We start from the raw sequence: 24,386 nt of genomic DNA, 5'->3' as shown, positions 1-24,386 counted from the left end.
CATGCGACTGTCGAGGTTCCGCGTCCGGAAGTTTCGCAACATCATCGACACCGGCGAGATCGACGTCGACGAGGCGGTCACCTGCCTCGTCGGCATGAACGAGTCCGGCAAGACGGCGGTGCTCTCCGCGCTGCACCGACTCAATCCAATCGACGGCGAGAGCTTCGACGAGCAGCGCGACTACCCGCGCTGGCTGCTGTCCAGGGACCGGCGGGAGGGAGTCATCAGTGACGCATCGCCGATCTCGGCGACCTTCGAGCTCGAGCCGGAGGACCGTGAACTGCTCGAAGCCGAGGTCGGAGCAGGCGTCTTTACCGCTAACGAGATCACTGTTTCCCGCAAGTACAACACCGATGCGACGACGTGGGACATCCCGCGCGACACGAAGCGCGCGGTCCAGAACCTGCTGTCTGGCCTGGAGCTCCGGAAGAAGACGTCGGATCAGTTCAAGGACGTCTCTGACCTCGACGGAATCGAAGCGATCTGCGCGCAGCTCGTCGCCGACGAGACTGACAAGCAGCACGAGAAGACCTCGGATGAGATCGCCACCATTCGGGAGGCGATTGCTGCCCTCCCGGGAAAGGACGTCTGGGCCGTGGCGGTGGCCGTGCTCAAGAGCAGGCTACCCAAGTTCTTCTACTTCTCCGACTACTCACAGTTGGACGGCCGCATCGACATCAACGACCTCGCCGAGAAGGACGAGCAGGTCGGCTCCTCGGCTGACCAGACTGCACGCGCTCTTCTGCGACTTGCCAGTACGACTCCGGCCGCCATGGCGAGCAGCGACTACGAAGACCGGAAGTCTGAACTCGAAGCGGTGGGGCACGAGTTGACCAGCCAAGTGTTCGAGTACTGGAAGCAGAACGACAACCTCCAGGTCGAATTCGACGTCGACCGCAAGATCAAACAGGTCAACCCTCAACAACACACGATCGAGAAGACCTATCTCGACATCCGAGTCAAGGACACGCGCCACTCCTTCTCCAACAACTTCGCTCGAAGGTCCTCCGGATTCCGGTGGTTCTTCTCCTTCCTCGCGGCATTCACCGAGTTCGAGAGCCGCAAGGAGCCAGTGGTCGTCCTGCTCGACGAGCCGGGGCTCACGCTGCACGCCCGCGCGCAGGCCGACTTCGTCCGATTCATCAACGAGCGTCTCGCGACTGCCGTCCAGGTCCTCTACACGACGCACAGCCCCTTCATGGTCGAGACCGACAGGATCGACCGCGTCCGGATCGTCGAGGACGGCGGGCCCAAGACCGGTGCGACCGTCACCCGTGAGGCGCTCACTGTCGGCGAGGGCAGCCTGTTCCCGCTGCAGGCGGCGCTCGGCTACGACCTCGCGCAGCACCTGTTCATCGGTCCGTCGAACCTCCTCGTCGAGGGGCCAAGCGACTACATCTACCTCGACGCGATCAGCAGGGCTCTGGTGGACCGCGGGCGCACCGGGCTGGACGACCGCTGGCGGGTGCTCCCGGCGGGCGGCGCGTCCAACATCCCGGCCTTTGTTGCGCTCATGGGGCGGAACCTGGACGTGACGGTGCTCGTCGATTCGGGGACCGAAGGCGCGGATCGCTTGCAGAAGGCGGTGGACGCCGCCCGGCTCGAGCGCGACAGGATCATCCAGGTGAGCGAGGTGACCGGTCGCCGGCACTCCGACATCGAGGACCTGTTCGAGGTGGAGGATTACCTCAGCCTCTACAACGAGGCGTTCGGAACTTCAGTCACTGCTGGCGACCTCGGTCACGGCGATCGCATCGTGAAGCGACTCACCGATCTCCGTGGCGGGTCCTACGACCACTACCGACCGGCCGACGTGATTCTCCGCAACCCGGCGAGGCTGGACGGCTTCAGCGACGCGACGCTCGATCGATTCGAGACGCTGATCAAGCGGATCAACAGCAGCGATCGTTGAGCCCGGCCGTGTCAGGCTCATGCTTCCGGATGTCCAACCCTCGCTAGGGCGAGCAGTGCCTGATGCATAGACATATTGCTAGTGGGTTGCTTGTTCACCCTCCGCATCGGGCAGACGTTGTTGGTCCCTGCCGAGGGTTGAACGATTCCAGTTGTGAGAGCTCGGTGGCACCATGGGCGAGTGCGACGGACATTACCCAGCCCCGACTGTGGACTTGGCTGGACCGAGAGCGAGGTGCTTGCTCGCGTCGGCGACCACCACCGCGAGCGGTTCCGACAGTGGTCCCAGATGCGCGCTCATCCGATCTGCAATGGACGCGCACCATGCACAAAGGCGCACGGTGACGTTTGGTACCGGCACGACGTCGAACGCTTCGTCGACCTCACGGAACGCCGGGTATAGCGGCTCCCTCACCATCTTCATCTTCGCAGGGCAGTGGGTCCGTGGAGCGGCACGTCTCGTCGAAGACACCTCGCCAACCAGAGGAGTTAATGTCCTGTGCCTCGCCGCAGTTCGTCGAGAACACCATCGACCGAGTGAATCCTCCTCAAGCCTCGAGTGGGAACACTCAATATCCTGTGGACGCTCCCGACCGAGACCCCGACTGCTTCCGCGATGGCGCGAATCGACTCACCCTTTGCGCGCCTCGTCGTGATCTTGAACTTGACGTCGTCTCCAATCATGCGAGGCCGGCCGTAGCTGGTTCCCCTTTGGCGCGTAGCCCTGATTTCAGCTACGATGCTGGCGCTTTGGAGCTCTCGGCGGAGCCGGGTGAGTTCGCGGACGTCATCGAGGAACTCAGAGTCTCCGGTGTGCTCTCCCGCGGCGAGGCCCTTGAGGACCTTCACGGCAACTCCTCGGTCAACGAGGTCCAGCAGTGTCTCGAGCCCGTCGACCATGCTCGTGCTCAGGCTTCGTGCGTGGGTCACAGTGAGCGCATCGCCGTCGCCCACCTCCGCCACAGCAGCGAGGAGCCCGGGGCGGTTCTTGATCAGGCGTCGACGCGATGCTGTCTCCTCTACGAGACGTGAGCAGATCGGCTCGAGTGCTTGCCGTTGAAACCTTGCGTCCTGAGGGTCTGTCCCGACCCTAATGAGTCCGATGAGCGCCATCAGCCCAGGCTCAGGTCGCCGCTGCGCAGTCCCAGCATGGCAGCGTGGGGGGCATAGGGTTTATTGAACACTCCTAGCCGGCCCACGATGACGACCGAGCGGCTACATTTACTTTTTGACCTGCGGAAACGCAATGCTCAGTTCATCGGTGTGTCGACCGGAAGGAACCGAGTTCACGGGTCCGAGATGCTTCAGAACGCGTCGTGACCGCTTCCAACGTCGGGGCGATCTTCCGCTCCGCCGCGGGCCTGGGCGTGGACGCCGTGCTGGTGACCCCGCGCTGCGCCGACCCCCTGTACCGGCGGTCGGTGCGGGTCTCGATGGGCACGGTGTTCCAGGTGCCGTGGACGCGGCTGCCGGCCTGGCCCGGCGGTGTCGGCGAGCTGCAGGACCTGGGCTTCACGGTCGCCGCGCTGGCGCTGAGCGACGACGCCGTCACGCTCGACGAGCTGGCCGACGAGGCGCCCGAGCGCCTGGCCCTGGTGCTCGGGACCGAAAGCGACGGGCTCTCGCGCGGCGCCGTGGCCGCCGCCGACCGCGTGGTCCGCATCCCCATGGCCGGGGCGGTGGACTCGCTCAACGTCGCGGCGGCCTCGGCGGTCGCCTTCTGGGCGACCCGGACACGCTGACCGTTCAGGGGCCGTCCTGCGCCGCGGTGCTGTGCAGCCGCTCCCGGGCGGTCCGGCCACGGCGGGCGGCCGGGATCGCTCCGGTCGCGGCGGCGAGGCCGAAGAGTGCCGGCCGGCCGGCGTAGAGGCTCTCGTGGCCGCCCGCCGGGACGCGGTACGTCTCGTGCCACACGGTGATCGCGCCGGGGACGCGGCGCGCCCGGCGGTAGAACTCGACCCACGCCGGCCGGTGCCGGCGGGCGTCGTCGCCGGCGTAGGCGTAGATGTCCTCGACGCTGCGCCAGTACTGCACGGACGTCGGCCCGCGGGCACCGACCAGCGTCGTGGCGCCCAGGAATCCCGCGTCGGGGTCGTCGGCGAGCTCGGCGAGCATCGGCCGCATCGCCGCGAGGGCGGGCCACCACCCGTCGGGACGCCACGGTCGCTCGATCCGTGCGCCGATGAGGAAGACGGCGAGCTCGCCGTCGTGGTCGTGCGTCGTCAGGGTGACCATGATTGCTCCTCGACTGGATAGTGGTGCTATCCATTATTGGAGAGTGCTACTCTCCAATGTCAAGAACAGGGGGGACGGATGCGGATCTCCGCGCTGGCCGACCGCACCGGCGTGCCGGTGGCCACCATCAAGTACTACCTGCGCGAGGGGCTGCTGCCGCCGGGCGAGGCGACGTCGCGCACGCAGGCCACCTACGGCGACGAGCACGTCGACCGTGTCCGGCTGGTCCGCGCGATGACGGAGTCGGCCGGGCTGTCGCTGGCCGCCGTCCGCGATGTCCTGGCCGCCCTGGACGACCCACCGCGGTCCCGGCACGACCTGCTCGGCGCGGCGCAGCACGCCCTGGTCGCCGACGAGGCGCGGTCCGACGGCGAGGTCGACGACGTCGTCCGACGGCGCGTGGGCGCCCTGGTCGCGGCCCGCGGGTGGTACGACGACGCCGCCCTGGCCGGCCGACTGGCGGTGCTGCTGCGCGACGCCGAGCGGGCGGGCGTGCCCGTGGGTGACGAGCACCTGGCCGTGCTCGCCGACGCCGCCGAGCTGGTGGCCCGCGGGGACCTCGCCACGGTGCCCGACGCCCCCGCCGACGCCGCACGCCAGGTCGTGGTCGGCACCCTGCTCACAGATCCGGTGCTCGTCGTCCTGCGCCGGTTCGCCCAGCAGCAGGCGAGCGCCCGGCGGGCCGACGGCGGTCAGGGCGCGGTCTGAGCCCGCCGTGGCGGCCGGTGTGTGGCGCGGATCACCATTGCCTCGCACGGGTGATGTGAGGTTAGGCTGACCTACGTGACTGAAGCCGTGACCGACGCCCGGACCGAGACCGCCGTCGCGCCCCGCCCCTGGCGCATGTTCGACGTCGAGGTCCTGCGGGTCACGCGCCTGTGCCCGTCCTTCGTGCGGATCACCTTCACCGGCGAGGACCTGCACGAGTTCGCCGACAACGGTCGCGACCAGCGCATCAAGTTCCTGCTCCCGGCCCCGTGCGGCGGCTGGGAGTACCTGGACCGGCAGAACCCGGACTGGTTCACCTCCTGGCGAGAGCTGCCCGACGAGCGGCGCAACCCCCTGCGGACCTACACCGTGCGCGCCGTCCGGCCCGCGCAGCGCGAGGTGGACGTCGACATCGTCCTGCACGGCGACACCGGCCCGGCGTCCCGCTGGGCGAACGGCGCCCGGCCCGGTTCCCCGCTCGTGATCCTCGGGCCGAACGCGGCCTACGACGGCGGTCCGCACGGCGGGCGCGACTTCGCGCCACCGCCGTCCAGCCACGCGCTGCTGCTCGCCGGCGACGAGACGGCCGTCCCGGCCATCGCCTCGATCTGCGAGTCCCTGCCCGCCGACGCCGTCGGCGAGGTCTTCCTCGAGGTGCCGCACGCGGAGGACCGCTGGACGCTCGCCGCGCCGGCGGGCGTGCGGGTCACCTGGCTGCCGCGCGACGGAGCCGAGCACGGGGACGTCCTGGTCCCGGCGGTGCAGGACGCCGCCGACCGCATGCTCGCCATGGGCGTCCGGCCGTCGGCCGACGGCGGCCCCGCGACGACGGCCACGGGTGTCGACCTGGACGCCGAGCTCGTCGACGTCGACGTCGACACCGACCTCCTCTGGGAGGTCCCGACGGACGCCGAGGGGCGCCCGCTCGTGCAGGACACCGTGCTCTACGCCTGGCTGGCCGGGGAGGCCGGTGTCATCAAGACGCTGCGCCGCTACCTCGTGCGCACCAAGGGCGTCGACCGCAAGTCCGTGGCGTTCATGGGCTACTGGCGCCGCGGCCGTTCGGAGTGCTGACCGGCCGCGAGCCGGTCAGCCCCGCACCACGCCCAGGTCCGCCACGACCTCCACGCCCGGGGCGCTGCACAGCAGGTCGCCGGGCATGAGCAGCTTGGACACCCGCAGGCCGCTGCCCATGAGCGCCGGCGCCGCGCCGTCGTCGAAGCGGCTGTCCACCAGGACCCGCCAGCTCGACGGCACGCCGATCGGCGTGATCCCGCCGTAGGCCATCCCCGACTCCTCGGTGGCGCGGTCCATCGGCAGGAACGACGCCTTGCGGGCGTCGAGCAGCTTGCGCACCCGGGTGTTGACGTCGGCGAACGTCGAGGCGGGCACCACGCAGGCCGCGACCCGCTCGACGTCGCCGCGCCGTCCGGCCACCACGACGCAGTTCGCCGACGCCTCCGGCGGCAGCCCGTGCACCGCGTTGAGCGTGGCCGTGTCCGCGTGGTCGGGGTCGATCTCGGCGACCGCCACCTGGCCGGCGACCCGCTCGTCCGCCTCCGCCCAGACGCGCAGCGCCTCGGCGACCGGGTCGGCCAGCAGGTCCGGACGCTCGAGCGCGGGCACCCAGCCCAGGTCGCCCAGCGACGGCAGGCCCGTGCCGGACGCGTCGCTCATCGGCGGTAGGTCCCGGTCAGCGTCGCGCGGGCGATGACGTGGAAGTAGACGTTGAACGCCGCGTGCACGTTGGTGTTCTCCGTGGTCAGCCCGAGCGAGTCGACGTCCAGCGCGTGCACGGCGAAGACGTAGCGGTGGGCGTGGTCGCCCGGGGGCGGGCCCGCCCCCTCGAAGCCGACCTGACCGCCGTCCGAGAGGAGCTGGAAGGCGCCGGCGGGCAGTCCGCTGCCGTCGGCCGCCCCGGCGCCGCGCGGCAGCGACGTGACCGAGGCCGGGACGTCGAGCACGTGCCAGTGCCAGTAGCCGGACGGCGTCGGCGCGTCGGGGTCGAAGCAGCTGACGACGAACGACCGGGTCTCGGCGGGGAAGCCCGACCAGGCCAGCGCCGGCGAGGTGTTGCCGCCGTCGGCCGCGTGGTCCGCCGGCATCGGGTCGCCCGCGGTGATGTCGGCGCTCGTGAGCTCGAACGTCGCCGGGACGGGGAGCAGGGAGTAGGGGTCCGGTGGGGTCGGCCGTGTGAAGTCCATCCCCCCACCCTGGTACGCACCGCCACGGGTGGCAACGGCACCCGTGGCGGCCGTGCGCCTCAGTCCTGCGGCCCTCCGGCGACGTAGAGCACCTGGCCGTTGGTGAACGAGGCCTCGGTGGAGCAGAAGAACGCCACCGCGGCGGCGATGTCCTCGGGCCGGCCGACGCGTCCGGCCGGCACGTCCTGGGCGATGCCGGCCAGGAAGTCCTCCAGCGGGACGCCGACCCGCTCGGCGGTCTCGGCGATCATGTCGGTCGCGACGACCCCGGGCGCCACGGCGTTGGCCGTGACCCCGAACTTGCCGAGCTCGATGGCGAGGCTCTTGGTGAAGCCCTGCATGCCGGCCTTGGCGGCGGAGTAGTTGACCTGGCCGCGGTGGCCCAGGGCCGAGGTGCTGGACAGGTTGACGATGCGGCCCCACCGGGCGGAGACCATGTGCTGCTGCACGGCCCGCGTCATGAGGAACGCCCCGCGCAGGTGGACCCCGAGCACGGCGTCCCAGTCGTCGGTCGACATCTTGAACAGCAGGTTGTCGCGCAGGATCCCGGCATTGTTGACGAGCACCGTCGGGGCGCCGAGCTCGGCGACCACGCGCTCGACGGCGTCGGTCACGGACTGCTCGTCGGCGACGTCCGCGCCGACGCCGATCGCGCGGTGGCCGTCGGCCGCCAGGGCGGCGGCGGTCTCGGCGGCGGCCTCCTCGCGCAGGTCGAGCAGCGCCACGGCGTGGCCGTCGGCGGCCAGCCGGGCGGCGGTGGCGGCGCCGATGCCGCGGGCGGCGCCGGTGACGATCGCGACGCGGTCGGTGGTGGGGGTCATCGAGGGTCCTCTCGTCGACGGTGACGGTCGGTGGGCGGGGGTCTCCCGCGCGCCCGGTCCAGTGTGCCAGCACCTCGTCGGCCCGGTTGACACCCGGGTCTGCGGCACGTGTACTAGAGACATGTTCGAACAGGCGTTCGAACGGGCGTCGGTGACCCACCGACGTGTCCGACCTGGGGGAGGAGTCGTGGTGACCGTCGCCCCCGAGGCCCCGCCCCGCACCGACCGTGCCGCACGGCACTCCCGGGCGCTGGCCGCCCTGCGTGCCGCCGAGCACGGGACGACGGCGCCGCGGCGGGCGGCCCCGGTCGACGAGCGCCCGGTCGAGGAGCGCTCGGTCGAGGAACGCCCGGCCGATGCGCGCCCGGACGACGACGGCCCGCTCGGCGAGCTCCCGCACGAGGCGAGGGCGTCCGCCCTCGGTGCGGCTCCCCGGGTCCCTGTCCGCGCCGGCCGGGCCGTGCATCCCGACCTCGCAGCGTTGCTGCCCGGCGGCGTGCTGCCGAGCGGCGGCGTCCTGGCGGTGCAGGGATCGACCAGCCTGCTGCTCGGGCTGCTCGCCGCCCCCTCGCGCGACGGCGCCTGGACCGTCCTGGTCGGGGCCCCCGCCGTCGGGCTGCTGGCCGCCGCCGACGCCGGGATCGACCTGGCGCGCACCGTCGTCGTCCCCGCCCCCGGCCCGGACGCCCCCGCGGTGCTGGCCGCGCTGCTGGACGGCATGGACGTCGTCGTGGTCGGGCCGCAGGCGGCGCTGACCGACACCGACCGGCGCCGCCTGGCCGCCCGGGCCCGGCAGCGCGAGGCCGTCCTGGTCGCGACCGGCCGCTGGGCCGGGGCCCACGTCACCCTCGACGCCCGCGGCGGGGCCTGGACCGGCGTGGACGCCGGTGCCGGCTGGCTGCGCCGCCGCACCCTGCGGGTGCTGCGCACCGGGCGCGGGGCCGCGGCCCGTCCGGTGGAGATCGACGTCGAGGTGCCGCTCGGCGGCGAGGAGCCCGTCCTCGCGCCCGCGGCCGCCCGGCCCGACGTCGCAGCCCCTGCCGGGCCGACGTCCGCCGCCACGGACGACTCGCCCCGCACCCGACACCTGAGGGTCGCATGAGCACGAGCAGCACAGGCGTCACCCGCACCGCGGTGCTCTGGGTCCCGGACTGGCCGGTGGTGGCCGCCCTCGCCGCCGCCGGGCTGGACGCGCACGTGCCCGCCGCCGTCCTCGGCGCGCCCTCGGGCGGCGGGACCCGGGCCGGACGCAGCGTCGTGGCGACCTCCGCCGTCGCCCGCACCGCCGGGGTGCGACGCGGCATGCGGCGCCGCCAGGCCCAGGAGGCCTGCCCCGACCTGGTGCTGCTGGAGGCCGACGACGACCGGGACGCCCGCACCTTCGAACCCGTGGCGGCCGCCGCGGAGACCGTCGTGGCCGGCCTCGAGATCGCCCGCCCCGGCCTGCTGCTCCTGCCCGCCGACGGCGCCGCGCGCTACCACGGCTCCGAGCGGGCCCTGGCCGAGGCGCTCGTGACCGCCGTCGCCGGGACCGGGCACGAGTGCCAGGTCGGGGTCGCCGACGGCCTGCTCGCCGCGGTCCTCGCCGCCCGGGACGACGCCGTCGTCCCGCCCGGCGGGTCCCCGTCGGCCCTCGCCGGACGGCCGGTGGGCGAGCTCGTGCACGCCGTGTGCGACCCGGGTGTCGTGGCCGCCGTGCGCGACGCCGTCGGCCTGTGGTGGCGGCTCGGCCTGCACACCCTCGGCGACCTGGCCGCCCTGCCCGCGGCGAGCGTGTCCGCCCGGTTCGGCGAGCTCGGCACCTGGGCGCACCGGCTGGCCCGCGGCGAGGACGAACGCCCGCCCGCGCGCCGGCGCATCGAGGCCGACCTGGTCGTGGACACCGCGCTCGACCCGCCCGCCGACCGCGTCGACGTCGCCGCCTTCGCCGCCCGCCGTCTCGCCGAGGAGCTGCACGCGCTGCTCGTGGCCCACGGCGTGGCCTGCGGACGGCTGCGCATCACCGCCCGGACCACCGAGGGCGAGCTCGAGCGGCTCTGGCGCACCGACACCGTCGCCGGCGGGCTGTCCGCCGCCCGGATCACCGACCGGGTGCGCTGGCAGCTCGAGGGATGGCTGACCGACGCCGCCCGCCGGCGCACCGGCACCGAGGACTCGCCCGAGGTCGCCCCCGTGGTCCACCTCGCGCTCGCCGCCGAGGACGTCGCCCCCGCCGGGACGCACCAGCCGAGCCTGTGGGGCGCCGACGCCGGGCAGGACGAACGTGCCCGCCAGGTGCTGGACCGGGTGCAGGGGCTGCTCGGCGGCGACGGCGTGCTCACCGTCCGGCGGGCCGGCGGGCGCCACCCGCGCCACCGCGTCCGGCTCGTGCCCTACGGCGAGGAGGCCGTCGTCGACCGGCCCCCGGACCGCCCCTGGCCCGGGGCGCTGCCCAGCCCGGCCCCGGCGACCCTGCTGCCCGAGCCCGCGGCCGTCCGGGTGCTCGACACCGCCGGGGCCGACGTCGTCGTCGACGCCCGCCTCGGGCGCAGCGGCGACCCGCACCGGGTGCGCTGGGACGACCAGGAGCACCGCGTCGTCGGCTGGGCCGGCCCGTGGCCGCTCGCCGAACGCTGGTGGGCGCCCGACGGCGGCACCCGGCGGGTGCACCTGCAGGCGGTGCTCGACGACGGCCGCGGGCTGCTGCTCGCCCAGGTCGGCGGCCGGTGGCAGGTGGAGGCCCTGTATGACTGAGCCCCGCCCGGCACCCCGGTACGCGGAGCTGCACGCCCACTCGGCCTTCAGCTTCCTCGACGGCGCCAGCCACCCCGCCGAGCTCGCCGCCGAGGCCGACCGGCTCGGGCTCGAGGCCCTGGCCCTGACCGACCACGACGGGCTGTACGGCGTGGTCCGGTTCGCCGAGGCCGCCCGCGCCGTCGGGCTGCCCACGGTGTTCGGCGCCGAGCTGCACCTGCCCGCCCCGGTGCCGGGCGCCGCGCCGGTCCTCGACGAGCCCACCGGCGTCCCCGACCCGCAGGCCACGCACCTGCTCGTGCTCGCCCGCGGGCCGGACGGCTACCGGAACCTGTCGCGCGCGATCGCCACCGCCCACCTCGAGGCCGGGGTCAAGGGCAAGGCCCGCTACGACCTCGACCGGCTGGGCGCCGAGGCCGACGGCCAGTGGCTGGTGCTCACCGGGTGCCGCAAGGGCGCCGTCCGGCGCGCGCTCGAGGCCCAGGGGCTCGACGGCGCGCGCCGCGAGCTCGATCGGCTCACCGCCGTCTTCGGCCACGGCAACGTCGCGGTGGAGATCACCGCCACCGGCGACCCCCGCGACGCCGACCGGCACGCAGCGCTCGCCGCGCTGTCGCAGGACGCGGGGCTGCCCCTGGTCGCCACCACCGCCGCCCACTACGCCCGCCCGCGCGACGCCGACCTGGCCGGGGCGCTCGCGGCCGTGCGCGCCCGCTCCTCCCTGGACGACCAGGACGGCTGGCTGCCCGGCGCCCCGACGGCGCACCTGCGCTCGGGGGCCGAGATGGCCCGGCTGCACCACCGGCACCCGCAGGCCGTGCCGGCGGCCGCCGACCTGGCCGCCGAGTGCGCGTTCGACCTGCACCTGGTGGCGCCGCAGCTGCCGCCCTACCCGGTGCCGGACGGCCACGACGAGGCGAGCTGGCTGCACGAGCTCGTCCTCCGGGGCGCCGAGGACCGGTACGGGCCGCGGGAGGCCGAGCGGGAGCCCGGTGCGTGGGCGCAGATCGACCACGAGCTGCGCGTCATCACGGACCTGAACTTCCCGGGGTACTTCCTCGTCGTCTACGACCTGGTCGAGTTCTGCCGCCGGGAGGGCATCCTGTGCCAGGGCCGGGGGAGCGCAGCCAACTCGGCGGTCTGCTACGCGCTGGGGATCACCGCCGTCGACGCCGTGCACCACGGCCTGCTGTTCGAGCGGTTCCTGGCCCCCGAGCGGGACGGGCCGCCCGACATCGACATCGACATCGAGTCGGGCCGCCGCGAGGAGGTCATCCAGCACGTCTACGCCCGGTTCGGGCGCACGCACGCCGCGCAGGTCGCCAACGTCATCTCCTACCGGCCGCGCTCGGCGGTGCGCGACGCCGCCCGCGCGCTCGGGTACGACGTCGGGCAGGCCGACGCCTGGAGCAAGTCCATCGAGCGCTGGGGGTCGCTGCGCGGCCCCGACCCGACCAGTCCCGCGGCGGACCGGACGGCGGGTGCCGCGCGGGCGTCCGACGGCGCCCCGGTCACCGGCCGCGACCGGCGCCGGGCCGAGGTCGCCGCCCGCTGGCAGCATGGCGCCCCGGCGCGGCCGGACGCCCCCGTGGTCGACCCGCTCGCCGTCGACGGCGGCCTGCGGCGCTCCGACGACCCGCACGACGTCGTGCCCGCGCAGCCGCCGCCGTCGGCCGAGCAGGAGGGGCAGATCCCCGACCCCGTGCTCGACCTCGCCGAACGGTTCCTGCGCCTGCCCCGGCACCTGGGCATCCACTCCGGGGGCATGGTGATGTGCGACCGGCCCGTCATCGAGGTCTGCCCGGTCGAGTGGGCCCGGATGGAGGGGCGCACCGTGCTGCAGTGGGACAAGGAGGACTGCGCCGACGCCGGGCTGGTGAAGTTCGACCTGCTGGGTCTGGGCATGCTCACCGCGATCCGGTACGCGTTCGCCTCGGTGCACGAGGCCACCGGTGAGCGGCTCGCGCTGCACACGCTGCCGGCCGAGGACCCGCGCGTGTACGACCTGCTGTGCGCCGCCGACACCGTCGGGGTGTTCCAGGTCGAGTCCCGCGCCCAGATGGCCACCCTGCCGCGGCTGCAGCCCCGGACGTTCTACGACATCGTCGTCGAGGTCGCCCTCATCCGCCCCGGCCCGATCCAGGGGCGGTCCGTGCACCCCTACATCGAGCGCTCCCGGGGCCGCGAGGAGGTCACCTACCTGCACCCGCTGCTGGAGCCGTCGCTGCGGCGCACCCTCGGGGTGCCGCTGTTCCAGGAGCAGCTCATGCAGATGGCGATCGACGTCGCCGGGTTCACGCCTGCCGAGTCCGACCGGCTGCGGCGGGCCATGGGTTCCAAGCGCTCCGTGGAACGCATGGAGGCGCTGCGCGGGCGCCTGTTCGCCGGGATGACCGAGCGCGGGATCCCGGACGAGGTGCAGGAGGAGATCTACGACAAGCTCAAGGCGTTCGCCGACTTCGGCTTCCCCGAGTCGCACGCCTACTCCTTCGCGTTCCTCGTCTACGCCAGCTCGTGGCTCAAGGTGCACGCGCCCGAGGCGTTCTACGCCGGCCTGCTCGCCGCGCAGCCGATGGGGTTCTACTCCCCGGCGTCCCTCGTCGCCGACGCCCGCCGGCACGGGGTGCGGGTGCTGCGCCCGGACGTCAACGCCTCGGCGGCGCTCGCGGGGGTCGAGGCGCACACGGTCGATCCTGTCGCCGGTCCGGCCGACGCTGTTGCCGGTCCGGACGATCCTGGCGACGGTGCCGAGGGCCTGGTCGGCAGCGGAGGAGTGCCGCTCGACACCGACCCCGGGCTGGCCGTCCGGCTCGGGCTCTCGGCCGTGCGCGGGCTCGGCACCGACGTCGCCGAGCAGATGGTCGCCGAGCGCGACGCCCACGGCGAGTTCGCCGACCTGCGCGACCTGGTGCGCCGCGTCGAGCTGTCCACCGCGCGTCTGGAGGCCCTGGCCACCGCCGGGGCGCTGGCCTCGCTCGGCGTGACCCGACGCGAAGGGCTGTGGGCCGCCGGGGCGCTCGGGCAGGAGGGACCGGAGACGCTCGCGGGCGTCAGCGTCGGGGTGTCCGCGCCGCCGCTGCCGGACATGGACCCCCTCGAGATCGACGTCGCCGACACCTGGGCCACCGGCATCACCCCGGACTCCACCTCCCCGCTGGAGCACCTGCGCGACGGGCTGGAGCGCCAGGGCGTGGTGACCGTGGCCGCCGCGACGACGACGGAGCCCGGCCGGCGCATCGCCGTCGGCGGTGTGGTCACCCACCGGCAGCGACCGGGTACCGCCGGGGGCGTCACGTTCCTGTCCCTGGAGGACGAGACCGGCCTGCTCAACGTCATCTGCACCCCCGGGCTGTGGCGGCGCTTCCGGACCGTGGCGCGCGGCGCCCCCGCGCTCGTCGTGCGCGGTCAGGTGGAGCAGGCCGACGGCGCGGTCAACCTGCTCGCCGAGCACCTCGCCCCGCTGCGCCTGCCGGTGGCGACCCGGTCGCGGGACTTCCGCTGACCGTGCCGGACTACCGTGGGGCCATGGGCTACCGGATCGAGCCGGCCACGGCCGACAGGTTCGACGACGTCGCCACGCTGCTCAACCCGCGTGGGCACGAGCGGGCGTGCTGGTGCCTGGCCTGGCGTCGCCCTCGCGGGCTGTCGCCCGGGGAGGGCGCCGCGCACCTGCGCGAGCTCAGCGCGCACGACCCGCGCCCGGGACTGCTGGCCTACCTCGACGAGGACGGCACGCAGGAGGTCGTGGGCTGGGTCGGTCTCGCCCCGCGGTCGGCGGTGCCCTCCCTGCAGAGGTCCCGCGTGCTGCCGCGGAGCGACCCGGAGACCGCGGGCACGACCTGGGTCGTGATGTGCTTCGTCGTGCGCCCCGGCTACCGACGCCGCGGGGTCGCCCGGGCGCTGCTGCACGGTGCCGTCGACCACGCCCGTGCCCACGGCGGCCGGGTGATCGAGGGGTTCCCGGTCGAGCCCGAGCCGGGCCGCCGCGTCCCCGTCGGCGCGGCGTACGTCGGCACCGTGCCGCTGTTCGAGTCGGCGGGGTTCGACCGCGTCGGCGAGACGGCCGCGACGAGCGGGCGGCTGCCGCGGTGGGTGCTGCGCCGGGAGCTGGCCACCGACTGACGGAGGGGCCGGCGGGGCATCACAGCAGCGTCAGGGCAGCGGGACGACGACGCAGACCTCGAAGGTGCCCCGGGCCCGTCGCAGCAGGTAGCGCACGTGCCGGCTGGCCCTCTCCGCGGCGAGCTCGTCCCGCAGGCTCCAGCGCACCTCGACCCACAGGAGCGCCCAGCCCAGCTCGGCGCTGTCGGTCACCTCCGGCACGAGGGCGACGGCGTCGCCCGGGTCGGGGGCGCCGGCGTGCTCGCGCAGCAGGTCGTGCACCTGCTCAGGGCTCTGCAGCGCGACGGTCTCCTCGGCGAGGACCAGCACCGCGGCGGCGTCGAACCGGTCGGCCACCGCCTCGAGGTCGCCGGAGCCGAGCGCCAGACCCTGCTCGACGAAGTACGTACGCAGCGCCTCGTGGTCGTAGTCCTCGAAGTCCGTGCCCATCTCCTCACGGTAGGCCGGGTCCCCGGCACACACGAGCCGTGTCGGGCTTTGACATCCCCGGTCGGGTCACGTACTGACTGGAGGGTGCGCGTGCTCGCACCGTCGGGTCCGACGGGGCGGGCACGCCGCGTGCATGAGACGCCACGATCCCGGGTCGATCCGGGAGAAGGGAGACCCATGACCGCCACGGTCGAGACCACGACCGACCTCTACCCGAGCCGTCTGGCCCAGCCCGGCGAGTTCATCGAGCGCGAGCACCCCACGGTGTGGGGCACGGCCGAGGACGGCCCGTTCGACGCCGACGCCCTCGACGCGCACGCGCAGCGGGGCTTCACAGTCCTCGAGGACTTCATCACCCCCGACGAGGTGACCCGCTACAGCGCGGAGCTGAGCCGGCTGTCCTCGGACGAGTCGCTGCAGGGCGACCCGCGCGTCGTGACCGAGAAGAGCTCCGGCGAGGTCCGGTCGATCTTCGAGGTGACGAAGCTCAGCGAGCGGATCGACGCGCTCGCCCGGGACCCGCGGCTGCTGGACCGCGCCCGCCAGCTGCTCGGCTCGGAGGTGTACCTGCACCAGACGCGCGTCAACTACATGCCCGGCTACAAGGGCGCCGGCTTCTACTGGCACTCGGACTTCGAGACCTGGCACGCCGAGGACGGCATGCCGGCCCCGCGTGCCGTGAGCTGCTCGATCGCGCTGACGCCCAACTACCCCTACAACGGCGGCCTGATGGTCATGCCGGGCTCGCACCGCACCTACGTGCCGTGCGTCGGCGAGACCCCGGAGAACTACCACCAGGACTCCCTCAAGGAGCAGAAGATCGGTGTGCCGTCGGAGGACGCCATCACCGAGCTCGCCTGGAGGTACGGCATCGACCAGTTCACCGGAGCGGCCGGCTCGGCGCTCTGGTTCGACGCGAACATCATGCACGGGTCAGGCAACAACATCACGCCGTTCCCGCGGTCGAACATCTTCCTGGTGTTCAACAGCATCGAGAACGCGCTCACCGAGCCGTACAGCGCGCCCGCGCCGCGGCCCGAGCACATCGGCAGCCGCGACACCACGCCGCTGCGGTAGTCCGGGAGCCGGGCTGGTCCGGGCACGGTGTGCCCGGCTCAGGTCGGCCGCCGGTCTGTCGGTCCTGGCGCCGGTGCGTTCTCGCGCACCGGCGCCAGTGCTGTCACCAGGCCTGGGCCAGGAGGTCGGCGAAGACCTCGTCGGCGTCGACCTCCAGGCCGCGGGCGGCGAACCACCGGCACACGGTGCGGCAGTCGCGGTGCAGCAGCTCCGGGCCGGCGGGGTTCGCGACCAGGTCGACGACCTGGGGCAGGTCGATGACGACCAGCCGGCCGTCGTCGACGAGCACGTTGTACGGCGACAGGTCGCCGTGCGCCCAGCCGAGCCGCGCCAGCACGCTCATCGCCGCGACGAGCTGGTCGAACCAGTCGCGCAGCTCCGCGGGGCCGGGTCGGCTGCGGTCCAGCCGGGGTGCGGCCACGGCGACGCCGTCGTCGTCGACGCTCCCGACGAACTCCATGAGCAGCTCGGTGCCGTCGACCTGCACCGGGTAGGGCACCGGTGCGCCGGCGTCCCAGAGAGTGCCCAGGGTCGTGAACTCGGCGTCGGCCCACTGGGTGGCGCGCACGGCCCGTCCCCAGGCGGAGCGGCGGTCCTCGATCGCGCGCTGGTCGCGCGTACGGCGCACCCGGCGTCCGTCGGTGTAGGTGCTGTCGCGGTGGAACTGCCGGTGATCGGGCGAGCGGTAGCGCTTGGCCGCCAGGAGCGAGCTCTGCGCGGGGTCGTCGGGCACGGCGCGCTCGACGAGGAAGACGTCGGCCTCCTTGCCGGTCTTGAGCACGCCGAGCTCGGTGTCCAGGGCAGCGGCGGCCGTGACGACCCAGTCGGGTCGTGGCGTCGGGCCGCGCTGGCCCTTGGTGACCGTCGTCCAGGTCGACCAGCGCTGGTCGGGTCCGGGACCGTCGTCGTCGGAGGTGGTCAGGGTCAGGGTGAGCTTCTGGGGCACGGAAGGGTCCTTCGGGTGGTGACGGCTCGAACGGTCCGATGGGTCAGGGTCATCGCTCGGCCTCCTTCCGTGCCGGCCCGCGCACGTCGCGGGTCCGTGGTCTCGCGTGCGGTGCCAGTCTGGCCCGCCCGACGCCGCGGGCGCACGGCATTTTCGCGCTAGCGTGCCGCCATGGCCTTCCACCCCGTGGCCGACGACGTGCTGGTCCGTTCCAGCCGGCGCGACGCGACGACGTCCGTGCTGGCGCTCGGGCCCGGTCGGCGCGGGGGTCGTCGACCCGCCCTGCTCGTGGACCCGGCGTGGGACGACGACGAGCTCGCCTCGATCGCCGACGAGCTCGACGCGCGGGCGGTGGGGGTCGCCGCCGGGCTGTCGACGCACGCCCACCACGACCACCTGCTGTGGCATCCCCGGTTCGGCGACGTGCCGCGGTGGGCCTCGGTGCGGGCGGCCCGCGCCGTGCGGCAGCACCGCGGCGCCCTGGACGCCGCCCTGACGCCCGAGCACCGCGCCCCGGACGTGCGGGCGCTCTTCGCGGCCGTCCGTCCGGTCGAGGGCGATGCCGTGCCCGATCCCCACGGCGAGCTGCCGGCGACCGAGCTGGTCGTGCACGACGCGCACGCGCCGGGGCACACCGCGCTGTGGCTGCCCGAGGCCGGGGTGCTGGTGGCCGGTGACATGCTCTCCGACGTCGAGCCGCCCCTGCCGTGGGACGAGATCTCCGGTGCCACGGACCTGGCCGGCTACCGGGAGGGGCTGGAACGGCTGGCGCCGTTCGTGGCCCGGGCGGCCGTCGTCGTCCCCGGTCACGGGACGCCGTCGTGGCGCCCGCAGGAAAGGCTCGACGCCGACCGGCGCTACGTCGACGCGTTGCTCGCCGGGCGCGTCCCGGACGACCCGCGCGGAGCGGTCCCGGGCTGAGGGATCAGCCCAGCGACCCGGCCGCGGTCGCGACGAGAGCCGTCGCGTCGTCCCAGGCGCCCACGGTGTCGAAACCCATCTGGTCCAGGACCGCCCAGGCGACGCCGACGAGGGCGTAGAGGCTGACGGGGGTCATCACCAGCCACTCGCGCCACGACCCGGCGTCGCCGAGCAGCGGCACCGAGATGTTGCCGCGCGGGCTCCACATGTCGTCGAACGGCAGCCAGCGGTGCCGCCGGACCCAGCGGGGCGACCGGAAGCGGATCGGCCAGAGCAGCGGCACGCCGCGGGTGGTCAGCATGTCGCCGAGGATGTGCACCGCGCAGCCCAGCCCGACGCAGAACGGCATCCAGTACCACTCCTCGGGCGCGAACACGGCCACGAACGCCGCCAGGGAGACCGACAGGGTCCAGGTCCACCACCGCCGCTGCCCGGTCAGCTTCAGGGCCCGGACGGCGAACGCGACGAGCACCACCGCCATGATGCCCGGTCCGATCAGCACCTGGCCGAAGGTCTCGGTGCTGATCGTCAGGAAGCTCATGGCCCACGCGACGAGCGTGAAGACGGCGATGCCGAGGATCGAGTGGGTGGCGTTGCGGTGCCCGCCGGCGACGGTCGAGACGGCCTTGGTCATCGCCTCCGACAGCGGCGGCAGCGAGTGGGAGATCGTGCCGTTGTGGTGGTCGGCGTCGGGCAGCAGTGCGGCACCCGCGCAGACGAGGGCTCCGGTCATCACGCCCACGTCGGAGACCGGGTACCAGCCGAACGCGATCGGGGTCGTGGCGGTGACCGCCACCCAGGCGGCCGCTCCCGAGGCGGCGTGGTGCCCACCCATCATGGCGCGTGTGCTCCTTCGTCCGGTGTGACCCCGGATGACCGTTTGGTCCGGGACCGGACGAACGCTACACGTCGCCGCCGACGCGGCGGAAACCTGCCGCGGCCAGCACGCCCGCCACGTCGGGCGGCCGCCACCCGGCGGGCTTGAGGACCTTGCCGTCGGCGCGGCGCACGGCCGTCCCGTCCGGGCCGAGCTTGGCCAGGTTGGACGCGTGGATCTCGGCGAACACGGACTCGGGGATGCCGCACTCGAGCTCGAGCCCGTGCAGTACGTAGCGCAGGTCGCCCGTGGCGTCGGCGGTGGCCACGGCGTCGGCCTCCGCCGTCGAACCCTCGACGACGCGCTCCACGGCCGCTTCGACGACGGCGCGGGCGTCCGCACCGAGGATCGCCCCGGTCAGCTCGGCGAACTCCTCGGCCACCAGCCGGTACCGCAGGCGCAGCCGGTCGTCGGGAAGGTCGAGGTCCGGGGCGCCGTCGTTCACCGGGACCTCGAAGGCGTCGTGGAACTGGCGGACCATCTCGCGTTCGGTCGGCATGGAGGGACGCTAGCCGATGTCGACGACGACCTTGATGTCGTCTCCCTGCGGGTCGAACGCCTCGGTCGCCCGGTGCAGCGGCACCCGACGGGTGACGAGGCCCGCCAACCAGTTGTGGTCCGCCTGGGCCAGCACGTCGGCGCCGGTGCGGTAGTGGGCCAGGTTGGCGTTCACCGATCCCACGATGACGTCGTTCTCCAGCACGACCGAGCGGTTGGCGGCGCCGGCGTCCACGGGGACGTGCCTGCCGGCCGACGACACCCCGGTCAGGACGGTGATGCCGTACGGCCTGGTCGAGGTGAACGTGTCCACGACGACGGAGGGCGCGCCGGTGCACTCGACGATGACGTCGGGCTCGATCCGGTCGGCGACCGTCGGCAGGTCCTGCTGGTGGTAGGTGGCACCCAGCGCCCGCACCAGGTCGGGCTTGGGGCCGTCGGAGACCTGGTCCAGGACGTGCACGTCGAGCCCGCGCTGGATCCCGATGAGGGCGGCGAGCAGGCCGATCGGCCCGGCACCGGTGACCAGCACCGTGCGGGGGTCGAACCACGCGCGCCGGCCGATCCGGTCGACCTGGTCCCACGCCTTGGCCACGATGCTCGTCGGTTCGAGGAGCACACCGAGGTCGCCCAGCGCCGGGTCGAGGCGCACGGCACGGTCGGCGGCGATGGTCCACTGCTCGGCGGCGAAGCCGTCGACCTCCTTGATCCCGTGCTCGGTGAACAGCCCGTTGCGGCACATGTCCCACTCGCCGTGGGCGCAGGCGCCGCACGGGACGGGGTCGGGCCGGCGCACGACGCCGACGACGAGGTCGCCGGGCTCGAACCCGCAGCCGGCCGGCGCCTCGCGGACCCGGCCGAGCGACTCGTGGCCGAGCACGAGACGCTCGTGACCCGGGGGCGGCGTCCCGTGCTCGCCCTGCACGATCTCGTGGTCGGTGCCGCAGACGCCGACGGCGACGCCGTCGACGAGGAGCTCGTCCGCACCGGCCGTGCGGTCGGCGACCTCGGTGACGTCCAGCGTCCCGGTGCGTCCGGGGACGACGGTCAGCGCTCTCACGGTGCTCTCCTCAGGCGGTGGGGTGCTCGGGCATGCCGGTCATGTCGGTGCCGGCGCCACGGATGCCGGACAGGATGCGCGCGGAGTTCACGACGCCCAGGTGGCTGAACGCCTGGGGGACGTTGCCGAGCTGACGCCCGGAGGTGACGTCATACTCCTCCGACAGCAGCCCGAGGTCGTTGCGCAGGCCGAGCAGGCGGTCGAACAGCGCGTGCGACTCGGCGTCGCGGCCGATCGCGTGCAGGGCGTCGACGAGCCAGAAGCTGCAGATCAGGAACGTGCCCTCGCGGCCCTCCAGACCGTCGACGTCGTCGGCGTCCTGGCGGTAGCGCAGGAGCAGGCCGTCCCGGCTGAGCTCGCGCTGGACGGCGTCGACCGTGCCGACCACCCGGTGGTCCGACCACGGTAGGAAGCCCACCCGGGGGATGAGCAGCAGGGAGGCGTCGAGTCCGCGCGACCCGTAGAACTGGGTGAAGGTGTTGCGCTCGGCGTCGTACCCGTGGGTCAGCACGTCGGTGCGGATCGACTCGCGCAGCATCCGCCACCGGTCGATCGGTCCGTCCAAGCCGTAGCGCTCGACGCCGCGGATCATCGCGGAGACGCCCGCCCAGGCCATCACCCGGGAGTGCACGAACGGGCGCTGGGGCCCGCGCACCTCCCACAGGCCGTTGTCCACGTCGTCCCAGTGGCCCTCCAGGTGGTCCAGCAGGGACCTCTGCAACCGCCACGTGTCGTCGTCCTCGGCGATGCCGTTCGACCGGGTCAGGCTGAGGCCCACCAGGGACTCGCCCCACACGTCCAGCTGGAGCTGGTCGGCGGCGCCGTTGCCGACACGCACCGGTGTGCTGCCTTCGTACCCGGGCAGCCAGTCCAGCGTCCCCTCGGGGAGGCGACGGCGGCCGTCGAGGCCGTACATGATCCGCAGGTCGGCCGGGTCTCCGGCGACGGAGCGCAGCAGCCACTCCCGCCAGGCCTTGGCCTCGTCCCGGTGCCCCGTGCTCAGCAGTGCGAGGAGGGTGAAGGCGGCGTCACGCAGCCAGCAGTAGCGGTAGTCCCAGTTGCGGGTGCCTCCGATCTGCTCGGGCAGCGAGGTCGTGGCCGCCGCGGCGATCGCACCCGTCGGGGCGTAGGTGAGCGACTTGAGCGTGATCAGCGATCGCCGCACCGCGTCGCCCCAGCGACCCTCGTACCGGGTCTTGCCGACCCACTCCTGCCAGAACTCCAGGGTGTCGGCCAGCGCGTCCTCGGCGTCCACCGGCTCGGGCACCGGGTCGTAGGAGCGGTGGTAGCTGAGCACGAAGGCGACGCGGTCACCCGCCGCCACCTCGAAGCGCGAGCTGATCGTCTCGCCCGACACGGCGTGGGGCACGGTCGCCGCGAGGTTCAGTGCGTCGGGACCCGCCACCGCGCAGACGGTCCCGCTGCGCTCGGTCCCCAGGATGCTCGGCGACTCGGTGACCCACGGGACGACGGCCCCGTAGTCGAACCGGGGGCGCAGGGTGCTCTCGACCGGAACGCGGCCGCTCACTCCCTCGACGATCCGGACCAGGTCGGGGGTGCGACCGCGCGGCGGCATGAGGTCCGTCACCCGGACGTGGCCGTCGGGCGTCTCCCACTCCGTCTCCAGCACGAGCGTCTCCCCGCGGTAGCGGCGCCGCGTGCACGTCCCGGCGCCGGCAGGAGCGATGCGCCACGACCCGTGCGAGTCGTCCCCCAGCAGGGCCGCGAGGCAGGCGGGGGAGTCGATGTCGGGCAGGCAGAGCCAGTCGATCGAGCCGTCGCGCCCCACGAGGGCGACCGTCTGCAGGTCGCCGATCAGGCCGTAGTCCTCGATCCGGAGCGTCATCCTCCGTCACGCTAGGGCAGGGGCGTGACCTGCGCCACGGCTGGGCGGTTTGCAGGTCAGGGCCCTCACCGTGCTATCTTTCTTACCGCGCCGGAACGAGGCAGAGGCCTCGGGACGGTCCACTCGTCCGGGTGGCGGAATGGCAGACGCGCTAGCTTGAGGTGCTAGTGCCCGTTATAGGGCGTGGGGGTTCAAGTCCCCCTCCGGACACTCGTTGAGACAGCGACGTCGAAGGCCCCCGGTTCCACGACCGGGGGCCTTCGACGTTCTGGCCTGCGCTCCATCGGGTCGGAGATGCCCCGAGGCTGCCGCATCGCCATGGGCCATGACCTGCCTTGGCGCGCTGGTGCCAGGCAAGCGGTTCACGCGGACCGTGTCTTGGCGGGTCGATCCGCTGACCGACACCACGTAGCTCGAAGTGGACGTGCCCGTGGACCTACCGGAGGAGTCGCGAGCCCGGCGGCCCACGGGTCCGCCACGGCCAGGACTGCGTGGGCTCGCGGATCGGTCCGGGTTGCTGTTGCTGTACACCGAGGGCACCACAGGTCCGGTGTCACCTATCGGGCAGCAGTTCCCGGGGGCCTAGAAGATCCCGAACTTCTCGTCTCGGTTGAGGGCGTTCATCGTCTCCATCTGCTCAGCGGACAACTCGAAATCGAAGACCGAGATGTTCTCGACGATATGGTCCGGATCGCCTGACCCAGGTATCACGATGACGCCTCGCTGGAGGTTCCACCTGAGGATGGTCTGGGCCGGAGATCTGCCCAGCGACTGCGCGAGTTCGGTGATCGTCGGGTCGGCCAGCATCTGTGCCACGTGGCCCCGACCGCCGAGCGGGTACCAGGACTCGTAGGCGATGCCCAGGTCGTGCACGTAGGGCACGAGGGACGGATCCTGATAGGTCGGGTGGTTCTCGTTCTGGACGATCGCGGGAGGGATCGACACGTTGGCGAGGAAGGGCTCCCAATCCTCGCGATACCAGTTCGACACCCCGATGGAGCGGAGCTTGCCCTCCTCCATCGCCCGCTCCATGGCGTGATACGCCGTCGTGTCGAACGGCCCAGTGCGGTGGAGCAGCATCATGTCGAGGTAGTCCACGCCCATCCTCTCCAGCGCCCCGTCGATCGCCGCCCCGGCGGTCGCGAACTGGGTCGGAAAGAGCTTGGTGGAGAGGAAGACGTCTTCGCGTGGCACGGCTGAATCCCTGACGGCCTGCGCCACCTGCGCCTCGTTCCGATACGCGTACGCGGTGTCGATGAGCCTGACGCCCGCTGCCAGCGCTGCGGTCACCGAGTCGTAGGCCTGCTGCTGATCCAGCTGGAGGGTGCCGATTCCCGCCACTGGCATCGCGTGTCCGCTGTTCAGTGCCACGGTGGGGGCCCGGCCGTTGCTGCCGCCGGCCAGGTCGAACGACGAGACAGCAGGCGAGTTGGAGGGTCCGGCCGGTGTGGCGACGGTGGTTGACTCACCAGAGCGCGGGGACGAGCAGGCAGCCAGGCCGGCCACTGCCGCGAGGCCCGCCAGCCCGAGCACAGAGCGGCGGGAGAACTGCTGCGAGCCTCCCACCTGATCGTCTCCGCCAGCTCGCGGCACGGACCTGTGGGTGGTCGTTCTTCTCATGAGTCGTCTCCTTCTCGTTGCGTGGACGATGGCGACGTGGCCAGCGCGCGGCGTCGGTAGACAAGGTGCAGCCCCACCGCAGAGCCGAGCGCCACGCCGAGCACCGCCACCACGACCACGCTGGAGACGTCGACACCGGTGAGAAACGCCCAGATCGCGGTCACCGCCCCGGTGATGACCGCCCACACCACGAAGGCGAGGACGACCCGAACCGTGCGAATCGCGTACCCGAGCCCGACCCCGCTGGCGATGAAAGCGACGAGGAACACGAACACCGGTAGCGGCCGGGCGAATCCCTCGGAGGCGGCGAAGGCCGTGGCCCACACGAGTTCCAGCAACCCGCTGAGAACCAGAGCCAGCCAGGCCACTCGTCCTGCC

At 73.1% G+C, this 24,386-nt stretch carries 22 protein-coding genes, 1 tRNA gene and 1 pseudogene; 11 read left to right on the top strand and 13 right to left on the bottom strand.

From position 1 onward, the window contains the following. Position 1: 1 nt before the first annotated feature. The gene (locus V5O49_RS01755; protein ID WP_332900721.1) at positions 2-1,912 is read left to right on the top strand and encodes an ATP-dependent nuclease; all 1,911 of its coding nucleotides are present in this window, start codon (positions 2-4) and stop codon (positions 1,910-1,912) included. A gap of 488 nt (positions 1,913-2,400) precedes the next feature. Here V5O49_RS01755 and V5O49_RS01750 read toward each other — a convergent pair whose 3' ends face one another. Then, on the bottom strand, positions 2,401-3,024 hold the full coding sequence (locus tag V5O49_RS01750; protein ID WP_332900720.1) for a recombinase family protein: 624 nt from the start codon (positions 3,022-3,024) through the stop codon (positions 2,401-2,403). A 194-nt stretch (positions 3,025-3,218) separates the two neighbouring features. On the opposite strand from V5O49_RS01750, the pseudogene V5O49_RS01745 reads away from it, so the two are divergent. After that, positions 3,219-3,653, top strand: a pseudogene (locus V5O49_RS01745) (TrmH family RNA methyltransferase); the annotation flags it as partial. 4 nt (positions 3,654-3,657) lie between these two features. Here the strand turns inward: V5O49_RS01745 and V5O49_RS01740 are convergent. Then, on the bottom strand, positions 3,658-4,146 hold the full coding sequence (locus V5O49_RS01740) for a DUF4188 domain-containing protein (RefSeq protein WP_332900719.1): 489 nt from the start codon (positions 4,144-4,146) through the stop codon (positions 3,658-3,660). Positions 4,147-4,224: 78 nt separating this feature from the next. Here V5O49_RS01740 and V5O49_RS01735 point away from each other — a divergent pair, with 78 nt between their 5' ends. Then, complete coding sequence (locus V5O49_RS01735) at positions 4,225-4,854, top strand: MerR family transcriptional regulator (protein WP_332900718.1); 630 nt, start codon at positions 4,225-4,227, stop codon at positions 4,852-4,854. A 135-nt stretch (positions 4,855-4,989) separates the two neighbouring features. Further along, the gene (locus V5O49_RS01730) at positions 4,990-5,928 is read left to right on the top strand and encodes a siderophore-interacting protein (RefSeq protein WP_278237480.1); all 939 of its coding nucleotides are present in this window, start codon (positions 4,990-4,992) and stop codon (positions 5,926-5,928) included. A 15-nt stretch (positions 5,929-5,943) separates the two neighbouring features. On the opposite strand, the gene V5O49_RS01725 is transcribed toward V5O49_RS01730, so the two are convergent. The 3 genes from V5O49_RS01725 to fabG are packed head-to-tail and all read right to left on the bottom strand — an operon-like array spanning position 5,944 to position 7,879. Then, positions 5,944-6,531 carry a YbaK/EbsC family protein gene (locus tag V5O49_RS01725; protein ID WP_332900716.1) on the bottom strand — a complete coding sequence of 196 codons (588 nt, stop codon included), beginning with the start codon at positions 6,529-6,531 and terminating at the stop codon, positions 5,944-5,946. Next, a complete protein-coding gene (locus tag V5O49_RS01720; protein WP_332900715.1) occupies positions 6,528-7,058 on the bottom strand; it encodes a YbhB/YbcL family Raf kinase inhibitor-like protein in 531 nt (176 codons plus the stop codon). Before V5O49_RS01720 ends, V5O49_RS01725 begins: the two co-directional genes overlap by 4 nt. A 59-nt stretch (positions 7,059-7,117) precedes the next feature. Further along, positions 7,118-7,879 carry a 3-oxoacyl-ACP reductase FabG gene (gene fabG, locus V5O49_RS01715; RefSeq protein WP_332900714.1) on the bottom strand — a complete coding sequence of 254 codons (762 nt, stop codon included), beginning with the start codon at positions 7,877-7,879 and terminating at the stop codon, positions 7,118-7,120. A 190-nt stretch (positions 7,880-8,069) separates the two neighbouring features. Between fabG and V5O49_RS01710 the strand changes: the two genes are divergently transcribed. The 4 genes from V5O49_RS01710 to V5O49_RS01695 are packed head-to-tail and all read left to right on the top strand — an operon-like array spanning position 8,070 to position 14,734. Next, on the top strand, positions 8,070-8,981 hold the full coding sequence (locus V5O49_RS01710; RefSeq protein ID WP_332900713.1) for a hypothetical protein: 912 nt from the start codon (positions 8,070-8,072) through the stop codon (positions 8,979-8,981). Further along, a complete protein-coding gene (locus tag V5O49_RS01705) occupies positions 8,978-10,612 on the top strand; it encodes a DNA polymerase Y family protein (RefSeq protein ID WP_332900712.1) in 1,635 nt (544 codons plus the stop codon). Before V5O49_RS01710 ends, V5O49_RS01705 begins: the two co-directional genes overlap by 4 nt. Then, positions 10,605-14,114 (top strand): error-prone DNA polymerase, encoded by a 3,510-nt coding sequence (locus V5O49_RS01700; RefSeq protein ID WP_332900711.1) that lies wholly within the window; start codon positions 10,605-10,607, stop codon positions 14,112-14,114. Before V5O49_RS01705 ends, V5O49_RS01700 begins: the two co-directional genes overlap by 8 nt. Before the next feature lie 23 nt (positions 14,115-14,137). Further along, positions 14,138-14,734, top strand: coding sequence for a GNAT family N-acetyltransferase (locus V5O49_RS01695; RefSeq protein ID WP_332900710.1), 597 nt, complete (start codon positions 14,138-14,140; stop codon positions 14,732-14,734). A gap of 30 nt (positions 14,735-14,764) precedes the next feature. On the opposite strand, the gene V5O49_RS01690 is transcribed toward V5O49_RS01695, so the two are convergent. Then, the gene (locus V5O49_RS01690; protein ID WP_332900709.1) at positions 14,765-15,163 is read right to left on the bottom strand and encodes a hypothetical protein; all 399 of its coding nucleotides are present in this window, start codon (positions 15,161-15,163) and stop codon (positions 14,765-14,767) included. A gap of 177 nt (positions 15,164-15,340) precedes the next feature. Between V5O49_RS01690 and thpD the strand changes: the two genes are divergently transcribed. Then, positions 15,341-16,240 (top strand): ectoine hydroxylase, encoded by a 900-nt coding sequence (gene thpD / locus V5O49_RS01685; RefSeq protein WP_332900708.1) that lies wholly within the window; start codon positions 15,341-15,343, stop codon positions 16,238-16,240. Positions 16,241-16,343: 103 nt separating this feature from the next. Here thpD and V5O49_RS01680 read toward each other — a convergent pair whose 3' ends face one another. After that, a complete protein-coding gene (locus V5O49_RS01680) occupies positions 16,344-17,186 on the bottom strand; it encodes a serine protein kinase RIO (protein WP_332900707.1) in 843 nt (280 codons plus the stop codon). A 171-nt stretch (positions 17,187-17,357) separates the two neighbouring features. Between V5O49_RS01680 and V5O49_RS01675 the strand changes: the two genes are divergently transcribed. After that, positions 17,358-18,107 carry an MBL fold metallo-hydrolase gene (locus tag V5O49_RS01675; protein ID WP_278237258.1) on the top strand — a complete coding sequence of 250 codons (750 nt, stop codon included), beginning with the start codon at positions 17,358-17,360 and terminating at the stop codon, positions 18,105-18,107. A gap of 4 nt (positions 18,108-18,111) precedes the next feature. Here V5O49_RS01675 and V5O49_RS01670 read toward each other — a convergent pair whose 3' ends face one another. From V5O49_RS01670 to V5O49_RS01655, 4 genes are all read right to left on the bottom strand, one after another. Continuing rightward, a complete protein-coding gene (locus V5O49_RS01670) occupies positions 18,112-18,945 on the bottom strand; it encodes a metal-dependent hydrolase (protein ID WP_332900706.1) in 834 nt (277 codons plus the stop codon). Positions 18,946-19,009: 64 nt separating this feature from the next. Further along, on the bottom strand, positions 19,010-19,483 hold the full coding sequence (locus tag V5O49_RS01665; protein WP_332900705.1) for a pyrophosphohydrolase domain-containing protein: 474 nt from the start codon (positions 19,481-19,483) through the stop codon (positions 19,010-19,012). A 9-nt stretch (positions 19,484-19,492) separates the two neighbouring features. Next, positions 19,493-20,542, bottom strand: a complete 1,050-nt coding sequence (locus V5O49_RS01660; RefSeq protein WP_332900704.1) for a glucose 1-dehydrogenase — start codon at positions 20,540-20,542, stop codon at positions 19,493-19,495. 10 nt (positions 20,543-20,552) lie between these two features. Further along, positions 20,553-22,388: a glycoside hydrolase family 15 protein gene (locus V5O49_RS01655; RefSeq protein ID WP_332900703.1), complete on the bottom strand. Its 1,836-nt coding sequence runs from the start codon at positions 22,386-22,388 to the stop codon at positions 20,553-20,555. A 125-nt stretch (positions 22,389-22,513) separates the two neighbouring features. Between V5O49_RS01655 and V5O49_RS01650 the strand changes: the two genes are divergently transcribed. Further along, positions 22,514-22,598: transfer RNA gene (locus tag V5O49_RS01650), tRNA-Leu, on the top strand. Positions 22,599-22,970: 372 nt separating this feature from the next. Here V5O49_RS01650 and V5O49_RS01645 read toward each other — a convergent pair. Both V5O49_RS01645 and V5O49_RS01640 read right to left on the bottom strand, forming a co-directional pair. Then, entirely contained in the window at positions 22,971-24,008 is a 1,038-nt protein-coding gene (locus V5O49_RS01645) for an aldo/keto reductase (RefSeq protein WP_332900702.1), read from the bottom strand. After that, positions 24,005-24,376, bottom strand: a complete 372-nt coding sequence (locus tag V5O49_RS01640) for a DMT family transporter (protein ID WP_332900701.1) — start codon at positions 24,374-24,376, stop codon at positions 24,005-24,007. Before V5O49_RS01640 ends, V5O49_RS01645 begins: the two co-directional genes overlap by 4 nt. Positions 24,377-24,386: the final 10 nt, after the last annotated feature.

The organism is Isoptericola haloaureus (assembly GCF_036689775.1).
Taxonomy (GTDB): Bacteria; Actinomycetota; Actinomycetes; order Actinomycetales; family Cellulomonadaceae; genus Isoptericola; species Isoptericola haloaureus.
This window is presented reverse-complemented; position numbering and strand designations above follow the sequence as displayed.